Below are 24,717 nucleotides of genomic sequence, written 5' to 3'. Positions count from 1 at the left end.
ACCTTTAACCTCTCTCTCCCTTTTTAAGTGCTTCTGATAATTTAGTGAGTTCTATCGCTATTTTTATAGATTCCTCAATATTCCCTTCTTTTTCAAATCTGTTTTGCTTTTTCTTTAATTCTTCAATTTTTAATTTAAGTTTAAAATTTTTAACTTCCATTAGATAATCATTAATAATCCTATTTTTATCAGCAACAGCTAGAATTTCATGTTCCTTTATTTTTATTAATTCTTTTGAACTTTCAATATCATTGCATCTGCTTTCTAAATATAATTTTATATCTTTAGTATCTTCTTTTTTACCTTGTAATATTAATGAATAAATTTTATTATGTGCTTCTATTACAAAATCTCCAACATTTATGACATTATTGAGTTCATCATAGAATTCATCTTCAAACATCAACTTTAGCAAAGCTCTTTCAGCCTTTAAATATGCTGGTTCTACATATAATTTTGTTCCATCATATTCCTTTTTATTCACAAAATTGTCTTCTTTTTGTTTTTTTGCTATTACTTGTGAAAGTAAGTCATATAATGCCTGTTCCTTAATTGATGTTTCCTCCGAAATTTTCTTTATATATACATCTTTTTCTACTGGATTCAAATCCGCTAAAATTTCAGCAATTTTTTCTCCATATTGTACTAATTCATTTCCATTTTTTAAATTTATACCTTGCTCTGCCTTTTTAATCTTATATTCAATTAATGGCAATGCATCTTTTGTTAATTTTAAAAATGCCTCTTTCCCATTGTTTCTTACAAATTCATCTGGATCTTTTCCTTGTGGTACCGTTAATACTTTCACATCAAAGCCAGCATTTCTCAAGATTTCTAATCCTCTTAAAGTTGCATTCTGTCCTGCTAAATCAGCATCATAAGAGATTATAACCTTACTCACATATCTTTTAAGAAGTCTTGCCTGGTTTACAGTAAGAGCCGTTCCAAGTGATGCCACAACATTAGTTATTCCATATTGATGAAGAGATATTAAATCCATATATCCTTCAACTATGATAACATAATCTTCTTGCAGCTGATTTTTAATTGCAAAATTTAATCCATAAAGATTAATTCCCTTTTGGAAAACTTTTGTCTCTGGTGAATTTAAATATTTTGGTTTTGAATCATCTAAAACCCTGCCTCCAAATCCAATAACTTTTCCCTTTGCATCAAATACTGGAAACATTACTCTATTCCTAAATTTGTCAAATATATTTCCACTCTTCTCGCTCTTAGACGCTAATCCTGCTTCGATCAATAAGTCATTTTTATATCCTTTTGCCCTTAAATAATTTATTAATCCCTGCCAGTCATTCAAAGAATAACCTAATCCAAACCTTTTTATAGTTTCTTCTTTAATTCCTCTTCTTAGAAAATATTCTTTTGCCATTTTATTTTTTTGCAGATTAGCAAAATAGTATCTAGCAGTTTCAACATTTATTTTATATAAAAGATCTCTTTTTCTTGAAACTGCAGTGTTTTCCTCTTCTTTTAATCTTAATACAATATTAGCTTTATCCGCTAAATACTTTGCTGCTTCCACAAATGTAAATTTTTTGTACTTCATGACAAAAGTAAATACATTTCCTGCTTCGCCACATGAAAAGCACTTATATATTTGCTTCTCACTTGAAACACTGAATGACGGGGATTTATCATTATGAAACGGACACAATCCCATGTAATTTCTACCTGACTTTTTTAATCTTACATCCTCTGAAATAATATCAACAATATCATTCTGCTCTTTTATACTTTGAATTACTTCCTCTGGTATTTGCAAGGAGACATCTCCTTCCTGCTGATTTTTTCAGCAATTATATATTATTCGACATAATAACGAGTTTTCCTTCTAAAAATATTATAAATTTTTTATTTATTTTAATTATAGGTGCAACCCGTCTAAAAATACTTTTTTATTGAATAACATTGCTATTAAATAATTCTTTTTTTTATTTTAAAATCCTCTTTTTATTTTTAAATGACTATTCCTCTAATCAAAAAAATTTTATTTATATATATTCTCTTAAATATTACCTTATAAATTATAATTTGCCGTTAATCTATAACTAATTTAGGCACAAATATCTTATTAAAGAGTAATAAACAATAATCATCACTCATTCCTGCAATATAATCTGCTACGCCTCTCTGTAATCCTTCCTCCTCCGTTATTCTCAAATAAATTCGAGGCATTTCTTCTGGATTTTTTTCAAAATACTCAATTAATTGTCTAACTATAAATTGTGCTTTGACTCTTTCTTCTTTCAATTTCTCTCCTAAATATATATTTTTAAACATAAACTTTCTTAATTCTATCATCGCTTCATTAATTTCTTTACTCAATCCAACTTCTTTGATTTCATTATTTATATTATATGTTGAAGTTTTCACGCAATCTTTAATTAATGTGTTTAATCTTTGATTTGAATTGTCACCTAAAGCTTTAACTATTTCTTTTGGTATTTGCTCTTTGCTTAATAAACCTGCTCTTATAGAATCATCAATATCATGATTTAGATACGCCATTTTATCACTAAGCTTAACTACAACTCCCTCTAAAGTAAGTATATCCTCTATTGTCCCAAGTCCACTATGATGTAATATTCCATTTATCACTTCTTCAGTTAAGTTTAATCCTAAGCCGTCATTTTCAAGTTTTGTTACTACCCGCACACTTTGTTCATTATGCCTGAAACCATTCTTTAAATATTCGTTTAATACTTCTTCACCAATATGTGCAAATGCAACATGCCCTAGATCATGACCTAATGCTATTGCTTCAATTAAATTTTCATTTAATCCAATTCCAATACCAATATTTCGTGCAACTTGAGATACCTCTAACGTATGAGTTAGTCTGGTTCTATAATGATCTCCAAATGTTTTTATATAAACTTGTGTCTTATGTTTCAATCTTCTAAATGATTTACTATGGATAATTCTATCTCTATCAAGCATATAGCAGGTTCTGATATCATCATCCTCTTCCTTAATTTTTCTTCCTCGAGAATGCTTTGAAAAGGCTGCTTCTTTAATCAATGTCAAGTTTTCAAAATTCTGAATTTTTTCCCTCACATTCATATATTCTCACCTCTTTTTATGTATTCTATCTTTATCATTATATTCCTCTATTTATTGCCTATATTTATTATTTGCAAATTATTTGAAAATAATATCCTTTACATATGAAATTTTATAATTTTATCAAATACTTTAAGTATATTAGTAAAATTATTTTAATATTATTTATTAATGAAGTTTTTTATCTTGCATATGAACTAAATTAAACAATCTCTTTATGAAGGAGTGTACTTATGAATACTGAAACTTTATCTTTACAAGATTCTAATCTTTCACCTGAAATCGTAAAACAAAATGTTTTGCCGTATTATAATTTACAAAACTCAAGAATTTCAATAGTAAAATTTAAAGACACTGATAAACAGAGAGCGGTATATCGAATAGATTCTGGAGAAAAAAGTTATTGTTTAAAAAAAGTTTACTATAATCTGAAAGACCTGCTCTATGTATATTCTGCTATTGAATGGCTATATAGAAATAATATAAGAGTTCCAAAGCTTTTACCTACTATTGATAATAATCGCTTTGTATCCTACCAAGATATGCTATTTATATTAACTCCTTGGATAGAAGGTGAAAAATGCAGTTTTGATAATATGAATCATGTTATGATATCTGTAAAAAAACTTTCTGCTATTCATTTAAAATCTCGAAATTTTCAACCTATTATAGGTAGTTCACAAAAAGAAAGTTTTGAAGATTATTACATATCAACCTTAAAACATTTTCAAGATTTACTTCATGCTTCAAATGAATCTTTTAAATATAAAGATACTTTTTCAAGACAATTTATTTCAAACTTTGACTTGAATTTGCGTCTTGCAAAAATTTCACTAGATATATCAAACAAAATTGATACTTCTAATTTAAGTAAATCTTTATGTCATGGTGATTATGTAAATAAAAATTTAATCTTTCCAACAGATCTTGATCCTTGGGTAATCGATTTTGATAAATGTAAAATGGATTATTGTGCAAAAGACCTTGCATATTTCATGCGCCGGCTGCTAAAAAGAGAGAATACGAAATGGGATGTTGATTTAGCTTTATCTGTGTTAAATACTTACAACGAATCCTCTAAATTAACAGATTCAGATCTAAGGTACCTAATTTCATATATTTGTTTCCCACAAAAATATTGGAGAATTTCACGAGATTACTATAGAAATATTCATAAATGTAATAAATCCGCCTTTTTTACTTTACTCTCAAATGCAACTTCAAAAACCGATTTCCAATACGCTTTTGCATTAAATATAATAGACTCAGTCCAGAAAAAGTTTAATGTGAACTTATAATTAACTTCATTTTATAAGCTAAAAAGTATCCCCAAAATTTAAAATCAGGGATACTTTTTAGCTTTAACTTTTAATCTATGTTCAAACTAATCTTTATCATTAAATATATAGTGGTGTATTAGTTCTTAGGCACAATCACTATTTCATATAATTAAAAATAATCCGAAAAATAAGGTTTTTCTACTGGTATCAGCTGTTCTAAAACTTTTAACATATAATATTCTGTTTGCATTCTCCCACATTCATATAAGAACGTAGGACGCTTATATCCCATTAGCATGGTTGTTAAAGTTTGAATGTCCATTTCTACTAAGTTTGCAGCATGAGTCTCTTCAATTTTTTCACATACTGTTTCTTCATCTCTCCAATAAATACTAAATGTTCCATTGTTCCATGAAGCTATTGGATCATTTATCTTAAAATTAATTTTTAAATTCTTTGACTTATCTAAGAAAGTATATCTTAAAATGAATTCCTGAACATTTATGATCCTCGCCATAAAATAAGGTTCAATAGTTTCAACTATTTCACTATCTTCAAACAAAAAAGCCATTGGTTCTCCAGAATAGTTATACCCTTTCACTTCATTTACCATTGAATAATGAGCACTTATATAATTCCAAATTCCATGATGTGCTTCTGTATTTAAATAGACCATTTCTTTAATGTAAAATGTATCATTTCTAATATAATAGATTAAATATCCAAGAGGCTTGTGATTTTTATTATAATAAATAGCTGCTATAATATCATCACTATCCCAGCGCCAATATTCATCCCACGCTAGTTCATCACGAATCATTGCTCCATGACGCTGCATCGAGAAATAATCATGTACATTTGAAAGATCCTCGCATTCTAAATCCACACGTTCCATCATACCTTCTACAAGTCTTTTTTTAGGGAGCTGAGAATCTTTTATTCTAAAAGTAATTTTATCAGAAATTATTTCCCAGCCATGTTTTCTATAAAGAGGTATCGAATATGGATATAAAAAAGAAATTGTTTGTCCTTCCTCATGCATATGAGTAATAACTTGTTTGATTAGTGAATGAATTAATCCTTTACCTGTATACTCTGGATAAGTAGCCACGCCAGTAACTCCGCCCATCTTACAAATATTATCATGAATATTCACCTTCATTGAATATACTACAATCATTGAAGCTAATTTTTCATGATAAAACCATCCAAGCACATAAGCATTTTTAAGAATTGGCATTTTAGCTCTCATAATTTGATCTTCTGTCCAGCCAGATCGCAAAAGTTCCTCCATGGTTATCTGAAAAGCATAGCGCAAAAGCCCATTAAACTGCTCTAAGTCATCTTCTGTAAGCTTTCTCATTTTAAAATCACCATATACTTGAAGATATTTCTTTGTATCCTTCATAACTCCTCCTTATGATTTATATCATTTACATGCTAGTATATAACTAACTTTATTTTTACTATTTTGTTCTTTATTTTATATCTTTATTATATTCCATTTATGTTAAAAATTAATACTTACTCTATAATAAAAATAAGGCATTAAATTCAAAATTAATAATTTTAAACCATAATGCCTGTACTTGTTCTTGTATTAATAGATTTAAATTTTCTCTATACAAGAATTATTAATACACCTTTATTTACATAATTAATCTAACAGATTACTAGTCTTCATTAAATATATCTTCTATGAATTTCTCGAAATTTTCTCTTTGAGTATGCTCATTACCTTGATATATCTGTTTTGAAGTTACTACCAAGTTTAATTCATCAGCGTCTAATGAATACATTTCATCATATTTATTATTTTCATATAAATCTCTTAAAGTTTCTCCTATTTTTAAAAGACTTTCATAATGTTTTCCGTTTGAGAAGCCTCTAATTATAGGATTTTCATCATCTTGACTGAAAAAAAATAAAGATTTAGCCAGCCAGCCTTCTTCTGCCATTCCTCTTCTTGTAGTATTTGTTAAGACAAAATTTAAATACTCTGTAAATTCCGTAAATCTTCCTGTATGAGTTTTTATTCCAACAATAGGATACCATAAGCCTTTTATCTTTCCACTATTAGTTCCTGATGATCTAAAATAAGCTAAAGTAACTCTCTCTATTCCGTATATATATTCAATACTAACGTCTATCAACCCAATCATTCTAAAAGGTCTTTCTGAATATAAATTTGCTACGAAGGTTTTCGGATAAATTCCTAATATCTTGATTGAATTTGGCATAATAATACCTCCTCAATTTAATCTTTTGAGTTCTATTAGGAGATAAACCATGTGATATTAGTAAAAGTCTCCTCAATCACATGGTCCATCTTTAATATCAATTTACATTTTTAATTTTATCAAGTTGTTCTTTTATCTCTTCAATGCTTTTGTAACTCTCTTCAATATTCATTAGTTTCTTTAAGAAAATCTTTTCCTCTAAATTTAAGTCAAGTTCTTCAAACCAGGGTTTGTCTTCTTCATCTGTTTCTTTATAAGATGAATAATACAAATGAATTAAAAAGTCACCTATAAACCAATAATCCACATCTTTTACATACCTTTTATTATCAATAATTCGAGCTAATCCAAAATCAATTAATGCTATATCTCCATTTTCTTTCAAAATTACATTAGTGGGCCTTATATCTCGGTGTACTATATTATTATTATGCAGTATCTCAACTAGATCTAAAAGCTGACTCCCAACTTTATAAATCTCATTTTTGCTAAATTCATATTGTTCTCTAGCTAATAAATCTTGAAATACTTTTCCTTCTACATATTCTAATATATAGCCTTCCCTATCTTCATCTTTAAATTTTGATATAAATTTAGGAAAATTAGGATAGTTTAAATCTTGCAATATTTTCTCTTCATAAAACAACTTTTTTCTTGTTTCCTCAAGCATTTCTTTCTTTAATTGCTTTATTACACATTTTTCATCTTCGTTATTGACACCTAAATATGCAATTCCATATCTGCCTTCACCTATTATTTTAAGAACAGAGTATCCACTTACCTTTTCTCCTACCTCATAATACCTATCCATAATAAAATCTTATCGCCATTTTATCTTAAATATTATCGGCTATATGATTCACTATATGGTCTGCTATATGACTCACTTGATCTACTTGGATTACTCCATGATCTTGAACTACTATTTGAACTACTATTTGATCTACTGCTTGAATGGCTTCTTGAGCTACTTGAATGACTATTGGATCTACTTGAATTACTATTGGAATTGCTATTTGAATTACTTCTAGAATTGCTTCCTGATACATTCGAATTACTTCTTGATGCGCTAATTTTGTAATAGCTATGACCATTATATGATTCACTTATATAAGAATTCATACATAACACCTCTTTTGTTTTTTTAATAACTATAAAGTTATCTTTATGTTATATAGTATGTATTAACTAAATCTTATGTTACTCATTTCCTTCTACATTTAAAAATTTAAGTAGACTTTTTTTATTCTAATCATATTTAAGAACAGCAACCCCTGAATAATCTTTAATATTAGCTTTGCTTAATTCAAGCTTTTCATACTCTTTTGCTTTTAGTCCTGAAGCTGAAATGAATTTATCAACCTTTCCAAAGATATAGCCAACTAGCCCTAGTGCTTTTGTCCTGTAGTGCATAGGTATAACAATCGTTGGGTTTAACTGCTTCATTACTTGAACAGCATCAACTGAATTAAGTGTGGCTAATCCCCCAACAGGAAGAAGTAGTATGTCTACATTTCCTATCTCCTCTATCTGATTGGAATTTAAAAGATGTCCAAGGTCACCACAATGACAAATATTTATATCATCAATCTTAAAATTATATATAGTATTTTTCCCTCTCTTAGATCCAGAAGTTTTATCATGAAATGTTTGGACACCTTTTATTTCTATTCCATGTTCTGAAAAACTTCCTGGCTCATTTATGTGTACAAAGCTACTCTTGACTGCATCTACATTATTATGATCACTATGATTGTGACTTGTAGATACTATATCAGCTTCCATTTCTTCAGGCAACTTATAACCGAGCATTTTCTTATAAGGGTCTGTTAATACTTTTATTCCACTTTTAGATGTTATCGTAAAACATGATTGACCAAACCATTTAATTTTCATTTTAATTCTCCGATCTTCTTAATATTTGTGTTTCTATTTTATTTATTTCTATTTTAATGATGAAACTATCTCTTTTGTACTTCTAATTTTTCCAATCCTAGGGAAGATATATTTACAAACATAGTCATGCTCTTCTTTAGTTATAGCTGTCATTGCATCTTCTGCAAAAATTTGATTATATCCATGTTGATAAGCCTCTCTTGCTGTGGTATCAACACCAATATTAGTAGAAACTCCGCCTAATATAATAGTATCAATTCCTCGACGCCTTAATTGTAAGTCTAGATCAGTACCATAAAAGGCTCCCCATTGTTTCTTAGTAATGATATGTGCATTCTTAGTATCTGCTATTTCAGGTACAAGGTTATCCCAGCCTTCTGGATATTTCATCCCAGTAGCTTTTAAATCAGTTTTTGGCTTAACCATATCTTTACCGTCTATAGTAGACACTCTTACAAGTACTATAAACGCTCCTTTATCACTAAGCGCCTTAACTAACTTGCTTGCATTTTGGATAATCTCTTCACTTGTATAAGGTGAAGGTGAAAGCTCTCTAGATGCAATTCCATTTTGTAAGTCTATAAGTACAAGAGCAGTTTTTTTCGCATTAATAAGTTCATTTTCATTTAATTTTAAATTTTCCATATTTATATCTTCCTTTTCATTTTATTTTTTATAGAATTAAGTTATTGATTAAATAAGAATTGTTTAATACTTGTTATAAAAATTAGTTATCCAACAATCTAATAATAATTATTCATTTAAATTGAGTTTTTTATAAACCTTAAAGTATACCCAAATTGCATTTGCAAGTAACAATGCACTTGTGACAAAAAATACATATTGCATTCCTAAAATTCCTGCAATCTGACCACCTAAGACTGAACCTCCAAATACCCCCAAATATCCTGCTGACATATTAAAACCAAATACTCTGCCAGTAAGAGAAGATGGTGTTATTTTTTTTAATATAATATTTACAGATGGATTAAGCCCTGCAGATGCTAGTCCCAATAGAAATCGAAGTCCCATTAACTGCCAAGTATTTTGCACAAAAGCTTGTGGTATAAAAATGATCACTGCACCTATAAGACATACTAACATTACTTTATGAGCTCCTATCTTATCTGAAAGTTTTCCAAGCCTTGGAGCAGCAATTATATTAGCAAGGCCAGAAGCTGAAAATGTAATTCCAGCTAGAAGTGCAATATGTGAACTATTATTAGATAACTGCTTAACATATATTGTTACAATTGGTTCTACAGAATATAATGCTACAGATAATATAAAGAAAGTTAAAAACATCGTAACAGTTAAGCTTTTTTGTGGAACAGAACTCCAAATTTCTTTAATAGTAAGTACCTTTTTCTCTTCTCTAACAAATGATTCTTTTACAAATATAAGCGTTGTAATAAATGAAATTAAAAGTAAAGCCCCTGTTATGAAAAATACACTTTGTAGTCCTAATATCTCATCTATAAAACCACCAACTGTTGGGCCTAGTAAAGAACCTGCAATACTTGCTGTTGATAGTGTACCTAACGCATATCCCGCATGTTCCTTATCAGTTTGAGTTGCAATAAGTGCAGTACAAGCTGTACTGTAACCAGTAATTACACCTTGAAGTAGCCTTAAACCTATGAGTATATACACGTTTGGTGCAAACCCCATGCAGCCTATAGTTATTGCCATACCAAGGCTTGCTCTAAGTATCATTGGCTTTCTTCCATATTTATCAGCTGCACTTCCCCAAATTGGTGAAAAAATAGCAGAAATTATAAATGTGATCCCAAAGGCAATTCCTGAAATTTTTGTAATTGTTGCTGTATCTTGAACGCCAAGATGTTGTATGTAAAGTGGTAATACTGGGGCAATCTGACTCATTCCTATAGCAGCCACAAATATTCCAAACCAACATACTATTAAATTTTTCTTCCACATTTCCATAAACATACTCCTCTCTTTTGTATAAATTAATATGTGATAAGATTTTTTGATAATAATTATCATATTTATAGCACAATATAAAATAGAATAGTAAGCAATAAAAGTTTTATTAAATAACACAACACTAAATTGTTCATTATTTATATTTCTTAGTCATCTCTTATCCGCAATTTTATTATAAACTATATTTTATAGTTTGTAAATTATAAATTATAGTTTGTTATTATAATTATAATTTGATAATTATATTTGATAATGTTAAACTACTGTTATAACGTATGATTATAGGAGTGAAAATCAAATGCAAAAAAGAAATTTAACAAAAGAAAGAATTATTAAAATTGCTTTTTCTTTGGCAGATGAAATTGGCATTAATCAAGTCACTTTTCAAAAAATTGCAAAAGAATTAAATATAAAATACCAATCTTTATATAATTATTTTACTAATATGGATAACCTAAAAACAGAAATGACTGTGTATCTTTTAAATGAATTGAATGTGAAATTAATGCAGAGATTAGTTGGCAAGAGCGGAGACGATGCTATAAGAGAATATGCCTCTATTTACAAAGAGTTTGCCTTTGAAAATACCGTTGCTTATGGGCTTTTTATTAGTATTCCAAGTACAGAAAATACTGAATTGTTTCGTTTAGCAAGAGAAACTTCTCATATTATTCGTCAGCTTTTAGAATTTTATATTAAAGATGAAATTCTCTTGGTTCATAAGAGCCGAACCTTACGAAGTCTTCTACATGGTTTTGTATCCTTGCATGCTTTTGGATATTTCCAGCGTGAAATAAATATAGATGAAAGCTTTCAAGTAATGATTGATGACTTTATTTCATCACTTAAGAATAAATAAAACAATTTTATTGCATATTTATTATATAGATAAAAGATAAAAACTACTTAAAATATAGATGTCCTCATATAGCAATACCCTTTAGCAAAGCAAAATGATTTGCTAAAGGGTATTGCTGCATGCATAATCTCTATAAATCATGTTAAAAACTCCATACTATCTGTGGCTTAATTACTTTAATTTAGAATAGCAAAAAATAAGTAGATACATCTACTTAAAGACTCCTAAATATGCAGCTGACAGACAGCTTTAATATAAATTTGTGATACAATTAATTAACTTTTATAAGTTTTTAGATTGTAAATGATCTGGTAAAGGGATATCTGGATCGTGAGAGTCAGTATTAATATATGTTTTAGGGTATGCATCTCTATATTTCGACGGAGTTACACCTTCGTATTTCTTAAAAAGTTTCATAAAATATTTTTCATCTTTAAAACTTAGTATGCGAGAGATTTCTTTAACACTTTTATCGGAGCCTATTAGTAATTCTTTTGACTTGTTTATTTTAACATTATTTATATATTTTAATGTACTTGTGCCAGTATTTTTTTTAAACAAGCGGTTTATATGATCAGCAGTAAAATTGAATCTATCTGCTAGCATTTGCACGGATATATCTTTCCCATCATTTATCCGTATCCACTCCAGAATTTGAAAGAATTTTTGATTTAATACATTCCTCTCTGCATTTGATGTATTAATTGAATTTATGAATTGTTGAGTTAGCTCAACTGTTAATTCTGACACCAAATAATCAGTTGATAAATGTGTATAATATGATGAATTAGCCGTGTGTAGTATCTGTTTCAAATAAATTAATGCTTTATCTAGATCAGTTAATGAAAAGAAAGTTGGTAATAAAATATTTTCTGACTCATTTGAATTTAACATTAAAATAATTTCTTTATAAATCTCAGATTTATTTATCATCATCTCTTCGGCATTACACAAAAAATGAATCCAATAAAAACTACTGCCTTCTTGTGAAGGTGCATATCCAAAATGTAATACTTTAGGAACTAAAAATAAAACATCTCCTGGATTTATTTCATATTGTTCATTTCCTTGCTGAATATATATTGTTCCTTTAATTCCAACAATGATTTCATAATCCTTTACAAAAGTAACAGCTTTATGGTACCAATTTTCACCACAAACAAATTGTCCCGACTTAAAATAATAAAGAGGTTTACTTACATTTGTTTTAAAATATAACATATCTGATTTCACCACCAAAAACACAATTTTGTCAGTTGTTCCATACAAGTAAACGATTTATAATTAAATCAAAAATAACCTATTAATTCCTACTTACATTATAATTTGCTAAAAATTTAATGTCAAACAAAGAAAAAATAATATTTAATGGAGGTGATTTATTAATGATACACTAGATAATTTCAACACTAAATATCGTATTTGTCCACCTAGAAATATTTTATAAGGAGAGATAACTTTGGAACGTGCAAAAAGTAATGAAATAAATTTAAAAAGTATTAACATCACTGATAAGTTTTGGACTAAATATATTGATTTAGTTAAAAACAAAATGATCCCCTACCAATGGAAAGTTTTAAATGATGAAGCTGATATAGTAATTGAAAGAGAACGAGATGATGAAAATATTCCATCTGAAAAAAGTCATGCGATTGAAAACTTTAAAATCGCTGCTGGTTTAAAAAAAGGTCACCATTATGGATATGTTTTTCAGGATAGTGATGTTTATAAATGGTTAGAAGCTGCTGCATATTCTTTAGTTAACTATCCAGATTCAGAATTGGAAGCTATTGCTGATAACGTTATAGATTTAATAGCTCTGGCACAAGAAAAAGACGGGTATCTCGATACTTATTTTTCTATTGATGCTCCTGAAAGAAAATTTAAAAGACTACTAGAAAGTCATGAATTATACTGCGCAGGTCATTTTCTTGAAGCAGCTGTGGCTTACTCTGAAGCTACTAATAAAAGAAAAGCATTGGAAATAGCTTGCCGCTTAGCTGACAATATTGATAGTTGTTTCGGACCAGAGGAATCTAAAATTCATGGATATGATGGTCATGAAGAAATAGAAATCGGCTTAGCTAAGTTATATTCTATAACTCAAAATAAAAAATATTTAAAACTTAGCAAATATTTTTTAACCGAGAGAGGAAAGAATAAAGATTTTCTTAAAAATCAAATAAATGAAGATCCTAATAAAAATTATATATTACCTGGAATGGAAAGGTTCTCATATAAATATTTTCAGGTTCACAAACCGATTTTGGAACAAAAAGATGCTGAAGGACATGCTGTAAGACTAGTATACATGTGCACAGCTCTAGCAAATGTTGCTTATTTGACAGATGATACAGAAATGTTAGATGCTTGTAAAACATTGTGGAAAAGCATAACAGAAAAAAGAATGTATATAACAGGAGGTATTGGCTCTACTGTTATAGGTGAATCTTTCACATTTGACTATGACTTACCTAATGATACAATGTATAGCGAAACCTGTGCTTCAGTTGGACTAATATTTTTTGCTTATAATATGCTTAAAAATGACCCTCTAAGTATATATGGAGATGTTATGGAAAAATGTTTATATAATTCTGTCATTAGTGGAATGGCACTAGATGGTAAACACTTCTTTTATGTAAACCCCTTAGAAGTTAATCCTGAAGCCAGCGAGAAAGATCCTACAAAAAGTCATGTAAAACCAACAAGACCAGCCTGGTTTGGATGTGCATGTTGTCCGCCAAATGTTGCAAGAACTTTAACTTCTTTAGGTAAGTATATATATACTGTGTCCAATAGTACTTTATACATTCACTTATATATCTCTAATGAATCAAATATTTTAGTATATAACAATAAAATATCTGTCAAACAGGAGACAAGCTATCCATGGTCTGAAAACATTACAATATCTCTAGCTGGCGAAGAAAACGTTAACTTAAGTTTAGCTTTTAGAATACCAGAATGGTGTAATTCTTATTCCATCAAGGTTAATAGTGAGATTCCTGAATATAGCATTTGTAATGGTTATGCTTATATTACAAGAACTTGGAGTAAATCTGATATAATAGAAATTCATTTCAAAATGGAAATCCAGGAAATAAGAGCAAACCCATATATTAAATATAACGTAGGAAAAGTTGCTATACAAAAAGGACCTTTTGTATACTGCTTAGAAGAATTTGATAACGGTAAAAACTTACACCTAATTACACTGCCTAAGGATGTTGAATATAAATATGAATTTGATTCAGAAATGCTTGGTGGCGTTGGAAAAATCAAAGTTCAGGGCAAAAAAATGACAATAAACAGCAATTGGAGAGATCAGTTATACAAGCGAAACACAGAAGCTTCTGTCTATGAAAATTCTAACCTTACATTTATTCCATATTACAGTTGGGCAAATCGGTCTGCTGGTGAAATGAGAGTATGGATAGATAAGGATGATATATAGTAAAATACCTATAACATAATCTAAGATGTTATCTAAATCATATTATGGATATTCAGCTATGTTCTATTCTTTTATCTTTAACAATATCTTTTATAGCCTCAAGATCATATTTCATGTTATTCATCTTTTAGACAAAAATAAAGTTAGTTCTTTTAAATAATTAATTTATATAAAAAGAACTAACTTTTATTATATTTTTATATTTTTATTTCTAAATTTATCTTGGCTTTTTAACTTGTGCTTGTGCTGCTGCAAGTCTTGCAAGTGGTACTCTAAATGGTGAGCATGATACATAGTCAAGACCTGTATTATGGCAGAATTCAATTGATGATGGATCTCCACCGTGCTCTCCGCAAATTCCCAAGTGAATGTCTGGGCGAGTGGCCTTTCCTTTTTCTACTGCTATCTTAATTAAAGAACCAACTCCTGTTTGATCTAGTTTAGCAAATGGATCTTGTTCATATATCTTCTTATCATAATAAGCAGATAAGAATTTAGCTGCATCATCTCTTGAGAATCCAAAAGTCATTTGAGTTAAATCATTTGTACCAAAAGAGAAGAATTCTGCTTCTTTAGCTATTTCATCAGCTGTTAAAGCTGCTCTTGGTATTTCAATCATAGTACCAACCTTGTATTCTAAAGTCACTCCTTTTTCTTTCATAACTTCTTCTACAGTCTTTACTATAACATCTTTAACATATTTCAATTCTTTAATTTCTCCAACTAATGGAATCATTATTTCTGGAGTAATGTTATATCCCTTATCCTTTTTAACCTCTATAGCTGCTTCTATAATTGCTCTTGCCTGCATTTCAGCAATTTCTGGATAAGATACTGCAAGACGGCAGCCTCTATGACCCATCATTGGATTAAACTCATGTAATTCAGAAACTGTAGCTTTTAATTCCTCGTAAGTTATACCAATTTCCTTTGCTAAATCCTTAATATCTTGATCTGCAGTTGGTAAGAATTCATGTAAAGGTGGATCCAATAATCTTATAGTAACTGGTCTTTCACCCATTTCTTCATAAATTCCTACAAAATCTGATTTTTGCATTGGTAATATCTTATCTAAAGCTACTTTTCTTTGTTCTACATCTTTAGATGTAATCATTTGTCTTACTGCCATTATTCTATCTTCTGCAAAGAACATATGCTCTGTTCTACAAAGCCCTATTCCTTGTGCTCCAAATTCAACTGCTTGCTTTGCATCTCTTGGACTATCTGCATTAGCTCTGACTTTTAATTTTCTTATTTCATCAGCCCATTCCATGAATGTTGCAAAATGACCTGATATTTCTGGTGTAACTGTCTTTATCTTTTCTCCATATACATTACCACTAGTACCATCAATTGAAATATAATCATCAGGTGTATAAACTTTTCCGTCGACTTCTATTATTCTCTTTTCCTCATCGACTTTAATAGCTCCGCATCCTGCTACACAGCAAGTTCCCATTCCTCTTGCAACAACTGCTGCATGAGAAGTCATCCCTCCTCTTACTGTAAGAATACCTTGTGCAGCTATCATACCTTCGATATCTTCTGGAGAAGTTTCAAGTCTTACAAGAACTACATCTTCACCAAGTGCTGCTCTATCTTTAGCCTCATCAGCAGTAAATGCAATCTTACCGCATGCAGCTCCTGGAGATGCTGGTAATCCTTTTGCAATTGGAGTAGCTTTCTTTAAATCTTCAGTATAGAATGCTGGATGTAATAATGTATCTAATTGTTTTGGTTCAACTTTTAATATTGCCTCTTCTTTAGTAAGCATTCCCTCCTCAACTAAATCAACTGCAATTTTTAAAGCAGACTGAGCAGTTCTCTTACCATTTCTAGTTTGTAAGAAGTACAACTTACCTTCTTCTATTGTGAATTCCATGTCTTGCATATCTTTATAATGATTTTCAAGAGTATTAACGATTCCTTCAAATTGAGCATATATTTCTGGATTTTGTTCTTTTAACTTTCCAATTACAAGTGGTGTTCTAATACCAGCAACAACATCTTCACCTTGTGCATTCATCAAATATTCACCATAAATAGCTTTTTCACCATTAGCTGGATTTCTTGAAAATGCAACTCCTGTTCCTGATGTTTCTCCTTTATTACCAAATACCATTTGTTGTACATTAACTGCTGTACCCCACTCACCTGGTATATCATTTAGTCTTCTGTATACTATTGCTCTTGGATTATCCCATGACCTAAATACAGCTGTAACAGATTCAACCAATTGAATTTTTGGATCACTTGGAAATTCTTCTCCCTTTTCCTTCTTATAAATTTCCTTAAATTGACTGACCAATTCCTTTAAATCTTCAGCTGTCAATTCTGTATCAAACTCAACACCCTTTTTTTCTTTAATTTCATCAATTTTATTTTCAAATAATCTCTTCTCTATTCCCATAACAACATCTGAGAACATTTGAATAAATCTTCTATAAGAATCATAAGCGAATCTAGGATTCTTAGTTAATTCTGCCATAGCCTCTACAGCTACATCATTTAATCCTAAGTTTAGAATAGTATCCATCATACCTGGCATTGAAACTCTTGCTCCAGATCTTACTGAAACTAGTAAAGGATTTGAGTTATCTCCAAATTTCTTTCCTGTTACTTCTTCAAGCTTTGCTAAAGCATTATAAATTTGGTCGATAATTTCATCAGAAATTTTCTTACCATCTTCATAATACTTATTACATGCTTCTGTAGTAACAGTAAATCCGTGAGGAACTGGAATACCTAAGTTCGTCATTTCTGCCAAATTAGCACCTTTTCCTCCAAGCAGATTTCTCATTGAAGCATTTCCTTCACTAAAAAGGTATACATACTTATTTGTCATTTCAATACTCCCTCTCTTCTTGTTATTCTCAATATATTTACTATCGATGCCTGACTAAACCATATAAAAAAATAATAAGTCAGCATGCCACTATACTTTTAGTTTATTTCGTAAGCATGTTAACCCTCGATCTAAAGCCCATTATGAGGTAAACATCCTTCCTATCTAACTAGAAATATACATCGCATCATGGACCTATTATTTTCTTTCATATGCCTAACGACTTCGTAGTCACCCTATTAATTAGTTTTGATTTTCTCCAAGTTTAACAAATAATTTTGTTATGTTGGTCTTAGAAACCTTGCCTATTATTTTAATCCCATCTTTTCCATCTGCTTTTTTCAAAACATCAACAACTGGAATACTATCAATTTCATGTTCAATAATCTTCTTAGCTAAATCATAGGCATTGTCATTTTCATTTGCACAAATTATATTTGGCATTCTTGTCATAATTACACCAATTGGTACCTTATGTATATCAGTTCCCCCTATTGAAATTTTAAGGAAGTCCTTTCTTGAAACTGCCCCTGTAAGTACCCCGTTATTTTCTACAAATAATGTCCCTACATCGTTAAGAAACAGGTATACGATTGCATCATATACCATTGTATCTTCACTTACAGTCACAGGTTTTGACATTATTTCGGATACTTTTATTTTGCTTATGTGTTGATAAACTAATCCACTAGAAGGCTTTCCAGTATATACATATCCAACCTTTGGTCTAGCATCTAAAACTCCTATCATTGTAAGTACTGCTAGATCAGCTCTAAGTGCAGCCCTAGTCACGCCAATTTTTTCAGCAAGTGCTTCACTTGTTATTGGTGCACCTTCTTTTACTAAACATACTATTTCTTCTTGCCTAGGTGATAATTCCAATCTTATCCCTCTTTCTACATTTACAAGAAATATTTGGCACACATTCAATAATTTTTATTACACTCTAATTATATCATGTAATTATTGTTTGACTAGACTTAATTTTCAGAAAAATCAAATAAATTCACCAAATACTTCTTGTTTAATTATTTTATATCACTTTTAAATCTGTTTTTCTTCATTTTACTTATAATATAAGTTAATTTTCTGATTTTTCTTTCTCGTCTTCAAAATTAACAGTATAACTATATACTGTATCAGAACCTGTAGTTCCTTTCTGCTTCGAATCATTATTGTGCCAATTAGCATCATTTTTCACTTCATTAACTTTAGTTCTAATCTTATCTGCAAAATCTGTTGCTTTATCTTTAACATTATTGGCAACTTCTGAAACATATTTATTTACTACTTCTATTGAACCATCTTCTTTAGTTATTTCTATTGTAATTTTTGTCGCTATTGCTGCAATAACACCTGCTGCAAGGACTGGTGGTATTACAACTGCCACAACTCCTGCTGCGATTCCTGCATTAACTGGAATATCAATTAGTTCAGTTTCATCCTTTTTAATTTTTATCCTTGTCACATTACCTTTTTCTATAATTTGTTTAAACCATGCTTTTAACTCTTCTATAGAAACTGAAGTTTTATTTTTTTCATCATCAGCATATTTATTATTCTCTGATATTTTTTCATTCTTCTCAATGTATATTAAAGCTTCTAATACATCTCCTTCGCATATTTCTAATGCATTTTTTGCCTTTTCATAACTAATACCTGTTCTTTCTCGTATCATATCAACTTTTTCTAATGTTACATTTTCCATAATTCATCACTCCTTAATAAACTTTAACATATCTAAACTTTTAGGTCTTTTTGCATAATTGTTGGCTATTAAAAAAGTAATAACTTTTTCTATTTCAGCTTTTATTTCATCATTTAAATTTAATCTATACAATTTATCAACATTCATATTCATTAAAAATCTTAGTGCATTGTATGTACCTTTTGATATAAATACCCCGTGCTCTTTAGGACATTCATCGCACACCCCTCCATAATAAGATAAACTTATATAATTGGAAGCTGATATTTTCTTTCTACAGATACTACAATGATCTAATGTCAAAGAATATCCTGTAGCTCTTAATAACTTTAATTCAAAAGCTCTTATAAGCAGTTCATAATCTAGTGCATCTGTATTTAATAAATATAATGTCGTAACCAAATTTCTAAAAATTTCAATATTTTCTTCATTATCTGTGCAGGCAATATCTATGAGCTCACATAAATATGATGAATAGGTAAGTTTATATAAATTATTTAAAAGTCCTTGAAATGAATTAATTATCTTTCCTTCTTGAAGAGTATATAAGTTCTTCCCTTTATACACAACATATTCTCCATAGCATAATGGCAGTGTTAATGATAAAAACTTACTCCTGCTCTTTTTGGCTCCTCTAACCACTGCTGTAATCTTTCCGAGTTCCTCTGTATAAAACCAAACTAACTTATCATTCTCCTTAAAATCCTGAGTTTTAATAATTACAGCTTTAGTTTTAAAAATCGCCAGACTACCACCCCCTTATTTAGTGATAAGTTATGAGTGACAAGTTAAATAATATAATTTGTCACTTATCATTTACCACTAATTTTGCCTGCTATTATTTTTTTGCCTTATAACCTAGCTCCTTTAATAGTAGTTGGTTATCTCTCCACTCTTTTCTGACTTTAACCCATATTTTTAAATTAACCTTACATCTTAAAAATCTTTCTAATTCATATCTTGAGGTTTCCCCAATTCTTTTGAGGGTTTGCCCATTCTTACCTATTATTATGCCCTTATGAGAGTCTTTTTCACAAATTAGATCTACTTCTATATGATATGTACCTTTTTCATTTTGTTTCATCTGAATTATGTCTACAGCTATGCCATGTGGTACCTCATCTCTTAGTGTTCTCAAGGCTTTCTCCCTAATTATTTCTGATACAACAAATTTTTCTTGAACATCTGTTATCATATCATCTGGATAATATTTAGGTCCTTCAGGCATTACATTTTTCATAAGATCTACTAATTTATCGACATTTTTTCCCTTAACTGCGGAAATAGGTATTATCTCTGCAAAATTAAATTCTTTTGCATACATCTCTAAACTTTTTGCCACTCTATCCTGTGTATTTTCATCAATTTTATTTAAAACCAAAAATATTGGACATTTCTTGTCCTTTAAGGTTTCTAAGATAAATTTATCTCCTCGTCCTATTTCCTCATCTGGATTAGTCAAAAATAGTACTAAGTCAACATCCTTAGTAGATTCTTTTGCAGAATTCACCATATACTCTCCTAATTTATGTTTAGGTTTATGTATACCTGGAGTATCTACAAAAACCATCTGATAATCATCACCAGTTAATATTGTTTGAATATTATTTCTTGTAGTTTGTGGTTTATTAGATACTATTGATAGCTTTTCTCCCATTATATAATTTAACAAAGTTGACTTTCCTACGTTAGGTCTTCCAACTATTGTAACAAATCCTGATTTAAACATTTTTTCCTCCTCAAAATAAGCTTTACCTTAAGGCACATGATTGTACTAAAGGCACAGCTAACGTTATACGATTTTACAAATAGTATACTCTATTTATAAGTTAATTGACAATGTGATATTCTCATTACTATGCTAATTTATTTATCTTGCTCTAATTATCATGTATATTATAATTCATTAATTTTATATTCTGCATCATTATTAATGCTACTCATCATATATTTTTTATCATATATCTTATCCTAAAAATAACATCTTTATTATAAGAAATCTTAATTATAGTCTAAATAAAGTAAAAATAAATAGGGTCAGCACTATTCCAAAAATTGCTCCAACTATTACTTCCAAAATACTATGCACCTCTGAATCGACTCTACTCTGTGCTGTTATGAATGCTAATAAAAAACTAAGTAATATGCATATTGGCTCTTCTGTAATCAACGATATTGCAGTTGCAATGGAAAATCCTAATGCACTGTGACCACTAGGCATTCCTCCTTTTAAAGGAGTTCCTTCTCCAAAAATAGCTTTTGCAATTAAGGTTGCTATGCACACTATTACTAGTACTATAAATATTGTATATGGTTCAGAATTTTTGAACTTATTGATTGTAGTAAACGAAAACTTAGCTAACTTATCCCAAAATATAATATACCCAACTAATAATGCATTTATAGCCGTGATTAGCACTGCACCAGCTGCTGCATTTTTGGCTATTTTTGCTAATGGATGATAATAGTTTGTAGTCATATCTATAGTTGCTTCTATAGCTGTATTTACTAGTTCTGCTGCTATCACCATAGTAATTGTTACTGCCAGTATTAGAAACTCGTTTCTTGTTATATCAAAGAAAAAGCTGGCAATTAATACACCTAAAGCTACAAACAAATGTATTTTCATATTTCTTTCTGTTCTTACTGTATCTATGATCCCATTTATTGCATTATTAAAGCTTTCTAATGTTTTTTTTATTTTCATAGTTTACCCCTGCTTCTCATATTTAACTCTTTAAATACAATACCATACCCGCTAATACCATAATACCAAATTGACTTTTATCTGCTTATATTAAGTTTAGCCAGAATCTCTTCCTCTCTCTTTCTCATGATTTGTTTTTCTTCATCCTCCATATGATCATATCCCAATAAATGCAGTACTGAGTGCACTACTAAATATGATGCTTCTCTTTCATATGAATGATTAAACTCTATACTTTGCTCTAATGCTTTTTCTAAAGATAATACAATATCTCCAAGAACAAGTTCATCTCCATCAAAATCACTTGCTGAAAACTTATAATTTTTATATACTTCCTTAAAAACCTTCTTATCTTCATATTCAAGCATAGGAAAAGAAAGTACGTCAGTCTCCTTATTTATTTTTCTTGTATCATTATTAATCTCTTTAATTTCATTATTGTCTACAAATACTAATGAAACTTCGCATTCTATATCAACTTCTTCTTCTTTTAATGCAAATTCTATTACTTCCTCTAATCCCTTTATAAATTCCTCTTTTACTTCCAGTTTATCCTGTCTGTTGTCTACATATATCATTATTATGTTACTCCTTAGTCTCTGTTTTATTTTTTTCACTGTTTAAATCTTTAATCTTTTCTTTTGGATATTCTATCCTTTGATGATATATTCCATTTAATACAGTGCAAAAACATTCTCTAATTTTTTCTATATCCTTTAATGTTAAATTGCAATTATTAAGCTGTCCTGATGACAATTTATCATCTACTATGAAATTAACCATTTCATTAATTTTTTCCTTGTTAGGCTCCTTAATTGACCTTACAGCAGCTTCAACACTATCTGAAAGCATTACTATAGCAGCTTCCTTTGAACTCGGTATTGGGCCTTCATACATGTAATCTGATTCTTTTATTTCATTCGGATCTTCAGCACTGTTCTTCATTGTATAATAAAAATATTTTACCAATGTTTTTCCATGATGTTCAGCTATAATATCCTGAATTACCTTTGGCAATTTATATTTTTTTGCCAGTTCAAGTCCATCACTTACATGGGATTTTATTATCATTGTGCTTAAATTGGGGGGTATATTATTATGTGGATTATCTCCACCCATTTGGTTCTCCCCAAAAAAATATGGTCTCTCTATTTTTCCAACATCATGAAAATATGATCCAATCCTTGTGATTACAGAATTTGCACCTACAACATCCGCTGCCATTTCTGCGAGATTTGCAACAAGCATACTATGATGGTAAGTTCCTGGTGCCTCCATTAATAATTTCTTCAAAAGTGGATTATTCGGATTTGATAATTCTAATAGCTTTAAAGATGTGACTTCATTAAAGGTTCCCTCTAAAAATGGTAATATTCCTAATGCAAATACACCAGATAAAAGTCCTCCGGCAATTGCAATTCCACCTTTTAATAAAATATCACTAAAGTTGCTTGAAACTAATATTCCTGTCGACAATGATAATATAGCACTGATAGCTGCAATATATACAGTTGAATATAATAATTCATTTCTTTGCTGCATTCTTCTAAGCAGCGCAGCACCTAATATAGAACTTACTATACCTAATATTATAACCTGAACGTCAAATCCATTCACTGCACTTATAATTATTATATTTAGGGTGCTTAACACAATTGCTATCTTATAATTAAACAGCAAAGTCATCATCATTGGAGCACAAGCAAAAGGAATTAGAAATGGTGATATAACTCCTATTATTCTTGCAAATAACAATGAAATTATATTAATGGTACTTATTAAAGTAAGCTTTTTAGTGTTCATAAATATATCATTGTAATTCATTTTAACGTAATTGTATTGCAGAAATAATATTATAGCTAAAAACACTGCAACTGCCAAATATACATATATATATACAGTTTTATTCTGATTATCTAACATTCCCAAATCAGATAAGATATCTAATTGATCTTGAGTTACGGGTTCTCCCTCTTTCACTATAGTCTGATTTTGCTTTATTATCACCTTTGACACACCTTTTTGAGCCTCTTGAATCTTTTCTTGTGTCTTTTCTTCATCAGAAAAGACATCAGGATTTATCTGTGTTGGAACCAACTGTTTTAACACATTGATTGTTGCAACATCTAAATTCAAAGCATCTATTTGAGTCATACTTGAGTTTTTTGCCTCACTAAGAGCCGCATCATCATTTTCATTTATATTTTTTTCATAAACCTTATCAACTATATTGGTTATTCTATCTTCTAAATCTGATAGCTTATCCGCTTGAATATTCACCAATACCTTACATTGATCATCTGTTAATTGAAATGCTGTTAATTTCTTTAACTCTGCTATTTTATCACTTTCACCGCTTGCAGAATTCGCTGTACTACTCAAAGAAATCAGCTTATCAAATAAAGCTTTAATATTATCCTCTGCTTGCTTTTTTACTTCTGGTTTTAATGTATATTGCTTTCCAACTTTTTCGAGAGCTTGATCTTCTTTCTCTTTTGTAGCCTTTTCATCTACTATATCCCTAGGTGCTTTTATATCCACTCTAGGGATATCCCCTTCCTTCAAGCTATATTGCTTTGGTGTTATTGCAGTAACAAGCAATAAATAACCTATAATAAACACAAGCATAAACAATATAACTCTTTGAAGTTTATTATTATTAATTTTATTATTTTGTCCTATATTCAT

General features: G+C 29.7%; 21 protein-coding genes. 3 read left to right on the top strand and 18 right to left on the bottom strand.

Annotated elements, in window-relative coordinates; genetic code table 11:
• Window positions 1-4 precede the first annotated feature (4 nt).
• Window positions 5-1,786 carry a DNA primase gene (dnaG, locus tag CDLVIII_RS07175; RefSeq protein WP_009168775.1) on the bottom strand — a complete coding sequence of 594 codons (1,782 nt, stop codon included), beginning with the start codon at window positions 1,784-1,786 and terminating at the stop codon, window positions 5-7.
• Window positions 1,787-2,061: 275 nt separating this feature from the next.
• Window positions 2,062-3,087 (bottom strand): deoxyguanosinetriphosphate triphosphohydrolase, encoded by a 1,026-nt coding sequence (locus tag CDLVIII_RS07170; RefSeq protein ID WP_009168774.1) that lies wholly within the window; start codon window positions 3,085-3,087, stop codon window positions 2,062-2,064.
• A gap of 233 nt (window positions 3,088-3,320) precedes the next feature.
• Here CDLVIII_RS07170 and CDLVIII_RS07165 point away from each other — a divergent pair, with 233 nt between their 5' ends.
• Window positions 3,321-4,385 carry a CotS family spore coat protein gene (locus CDLVIII_RS07165; protein WP_009168773.1) on the top strand — a complete coding sequence of 355 codons (1,065 nt, stop codon included), beginning with the start codon at window positions 3,321-3,323 and terminating at the stop codon, window positions 4,383-4,385.
• A 151-nt stretch (window positions 4,386-4,536) separates the two neighbouring features.
• Here the strand turns inward: CDLVIII_RS07165 and CDLVIII_RS07160 are convergent, their stop codons facing one another.
• From CDLVIII_RS07160 to CDLVIII_RS07130, 7 genes are all read right to left on the bottom strand, one after another.
• Complete coding sequence (locus CDLVIII_RS07160) at window positions 4,537-5,775, bottom strand: GNAT family N-acetyltransferase (RefSeq protein WP_009168772.1); 1,239 nt, start codon at window positions 5,773-5,775, stop codon at window positions 4,537-4,539.
• Window positions 5,776-6,040: 265 nt separating this feature from the next.
• Window positions 6,041-6,607 carry a hypothetical protein gene (locus tag CDLVIII_RS07155; RefSeq protein WP_009168771.1) on the bottom strand — a complete coding sequence of 189 codons (567 nt, stop codon included), beginning with the start codon at window positions 6,605-6,607 and terminating at the stop codon, window positions 6,041-6,043.
• Between the two features lie 97 nt (window positions 6,608-6,704).
• On the bottom strand, window positions 6,705-7,418 hold the full coding sequence (locus CDLVIII_RS07150; protein WP_009168770.1) for a protein kinase family protein: 714 nt from the start codon (window positions 7,416-7,418) through the stop codon (window positions 6,705-6,707).
• Between the two features lie 25 nt (window positions 7,419-7,443).
• Entirely contained in the window at window positions 7,444-7,713 is a 270-nt protein-coding gene (locus CDLVIII_RS07145) for a hypothetical protein (protein ID WP_186005550.1), read from the bottom strand.
• Between the two features lie 142 nt (window positions 7,714-7,855).
• Window positions 7,856-8,503, bottom strand: a complete 648-nt coding sequence (locus CDLVIII_RS07140) for an MBL fold metallo-hydrolase (protein ID WP_009168768.1) — start codon at window positions 8,501-8,503, stop codon at window positions 7,856-7,858.
• A 48-nt stretch (window positions 8,504-8,551) separates the two neighbouring features.
• Window positions 8,552-9,148, bottom strand: coding sequence for a hydrolase (locus tag CDLVIII_RS07135; RefSeq protein WP_009168767.1), 597 nt, complete (start codon window positions 9,146-9,148; stop codon window positions 8,552-8,554).
• A gap of 108 nt (window positions 9,149-9,256) precedes the next feature.
• Window positions 9,257-10,450 (bottom strand): multidrug efflux MFS transporter, encoded by a 1,194-nt coding sequence (locus CDLVIII_RS07130; RefSeq protein WP_009168766.1) that lies wholly within the window; start codon window positions 10,448-10,450, stop codon window positions 9,257-9,259.
• A 301-nt stretch (window positions 10,451-10,751) separates the two neighbouring features.
• On the opposite strand from CDLVIII_RS07130, the gene CDLVIII_RS07125 reads away from it, so the two are divergent.
• Window positions 10,752-11,312, top strand: coding sequence for a TetR/AcrR family transcriptional regulator (locus CDLVIII_RS07125; RefSeq protein WP_009168765.1), 561 nt, complete (start codon window positions 10,752-10,754; stop codon window positions 11,310-11,312).
• A gap of 282 nt (window positions 11,313-11,594) precedes the next feature.
• On the opposite strand, the gene CDLVIII_RS07120 is transcribed toward CDLVIII_RS07125, so the two are convergent.
• Complete coding sequence (locus CDLVIII_RS07120; RefSeq protein ID WP_009168764.1) at window positions 11,595-12,533, bottom strand: AraC family transcriptional regulator; 939 nt, start codon at window positions 12,531-12,533, stop codon at window positions 11,595-11,597.
• Window positions 12,534-12,771: 238 nt separating this feature from the next.
• Between CDLVIII_RS07120 and CDLVIII_RS07115 the strand changes: the two genes are divergently transcribed.
• Window positions 12,772-14,769 carry a beta-L-arabinofuranosidase domain-containing protein gene (locus CDLVIII_RS07115; RefSeq protein WP_009168763.1) on the top strand — a complete coding sequence of 666 codons (1,998 nt, stop codon included), beginning with the start codon at window positions 12,772-12,774 and terminating at the stop codon, window positions 14,767-14,769.
• 217 nt (window positions 14,770-14,986) lie between these two features.
• Here the strand turns inward: CDLVIII_RS07115 and ppdK are convergent, their stop codons facing one another.
• The 8 genes from ppdK to CDLVIII_RS07075 all read right to left on the bottom strand — a co-directional run bounded on the left by ppdK (window position 14,987) and on the right by CDLVIII_RS07075 (window position 24,717).
• Window positions 14,987-17,614 carry a pyruvate, phosphate dikinase gene (gene ppdK / locus CDLVIII_RS07110; RefSeq protein ID WP_009168762.1) on the bottom strand — a complete coding sequence of 876 codons (2,628 nt, stop codon included), beginning with the start codon at window positions 17,612-17,614 and terminating at the stop codon, window positions 14,987-14,989.
• A 243-nt stretch (window positions 17,615-17,857) separates the two neighbouring features.
• A complete protein-coding gene (locus CDLVIII_RS07105) occupies window positions 17,858-18,496 on the bottom strand; it encodes a helix-turn-helix transcriptional regulator (RefSeq protein ID WP_009168761.1) in 639 nt (212 codons plus the stop codon).
• Between the two features lie 199 nt (window positions 18,497-18,695).
• Window positions 18,696-19,322 (bottom strand): DUF4342 domain-containing protein, encoded by a 627-nt coding sequence (locus CDLVIII_RS07100; protein WP_009168760.1) that lies wholly within the window; start codon window positions 19,320-19,322, stop codon window positions 18,696-18,698.
• A 6-nt stretch (window positions 19,323-19,328) separates the two neighbouring features.
• Window positions 19,329-20,069, bottom strand: coding sequence for a DNA repair protein RecO (gene recO, locus CDLVIII_RS07095; RefSeq protein WP_009168759.1), 741 nt, complete (start codon window positions 20,067-20,069; stop codon window positions 19,329-19,331).
• A 91-nt stretch (window positions 20,070-20,160) separates the two neighbouring features.
• Window positions 20,161-21,051, bottom strand: coding sequence for a GTPase Era (gene era, locus CDLVIII_RS07090; RefSeq protein ID WP_009168758.1), 891 nt, complete (start codon window positions 21,049-21,051; stop codon window positions 20,161-20,163).
• 276 nt (window positions 21,052-21,327) lie between these two features.
• Window positions 21,328-22,029, bottom strand: coding sequence for a diacylglycerol kinase (locus CDLVIII_RS07085; RefSeq protein ID WP_009168757.1), 702 nt, complete (start codon window positions 22,027-22,029; stop codon window positions 21,328-21,330).
• A 77-nt stretch (window positions 22,030-22,106) separates the two neighbouring features.
• Window positions 22,107-22,607: an rRNA maturation RNase YbeY gene (gene ybeY / locus CDLVIII_RS07080; RefSeq protein WP_009168756.1), complete on the bottom strand. Its 501-nt coding sequence runs from the start codon at window positions 22,605-22,607 to the stop codon at window positions 22,107-22,109.
• A 7-nt stretch (window positions 22,608-22,614) separates the two neighbouring features.
• A complete protein-coding gene (locus tag CDLVIII_RS07075) occupies window positions 22,615-24,717 on the bottom strand; it encodes an HDIG domain-containing metalloprotein (protein WP_009168755.1) in 2,103 nt (700 codons plus the stop codon).

It is taken from the genome of Clostridium sp. DL-VIII, assembly GCF_000230835.1.
Taxonomy (GTDB): Bacteria; Bacillota; Clostridia; order Clostridiales; family Clostridiaceae; genus Clostridium.
The sequence above is the reverse complement of the archived record's forward strand: the minus strand, read 5'-3'. Positions and strand labels throughout refer to the sequence as shown.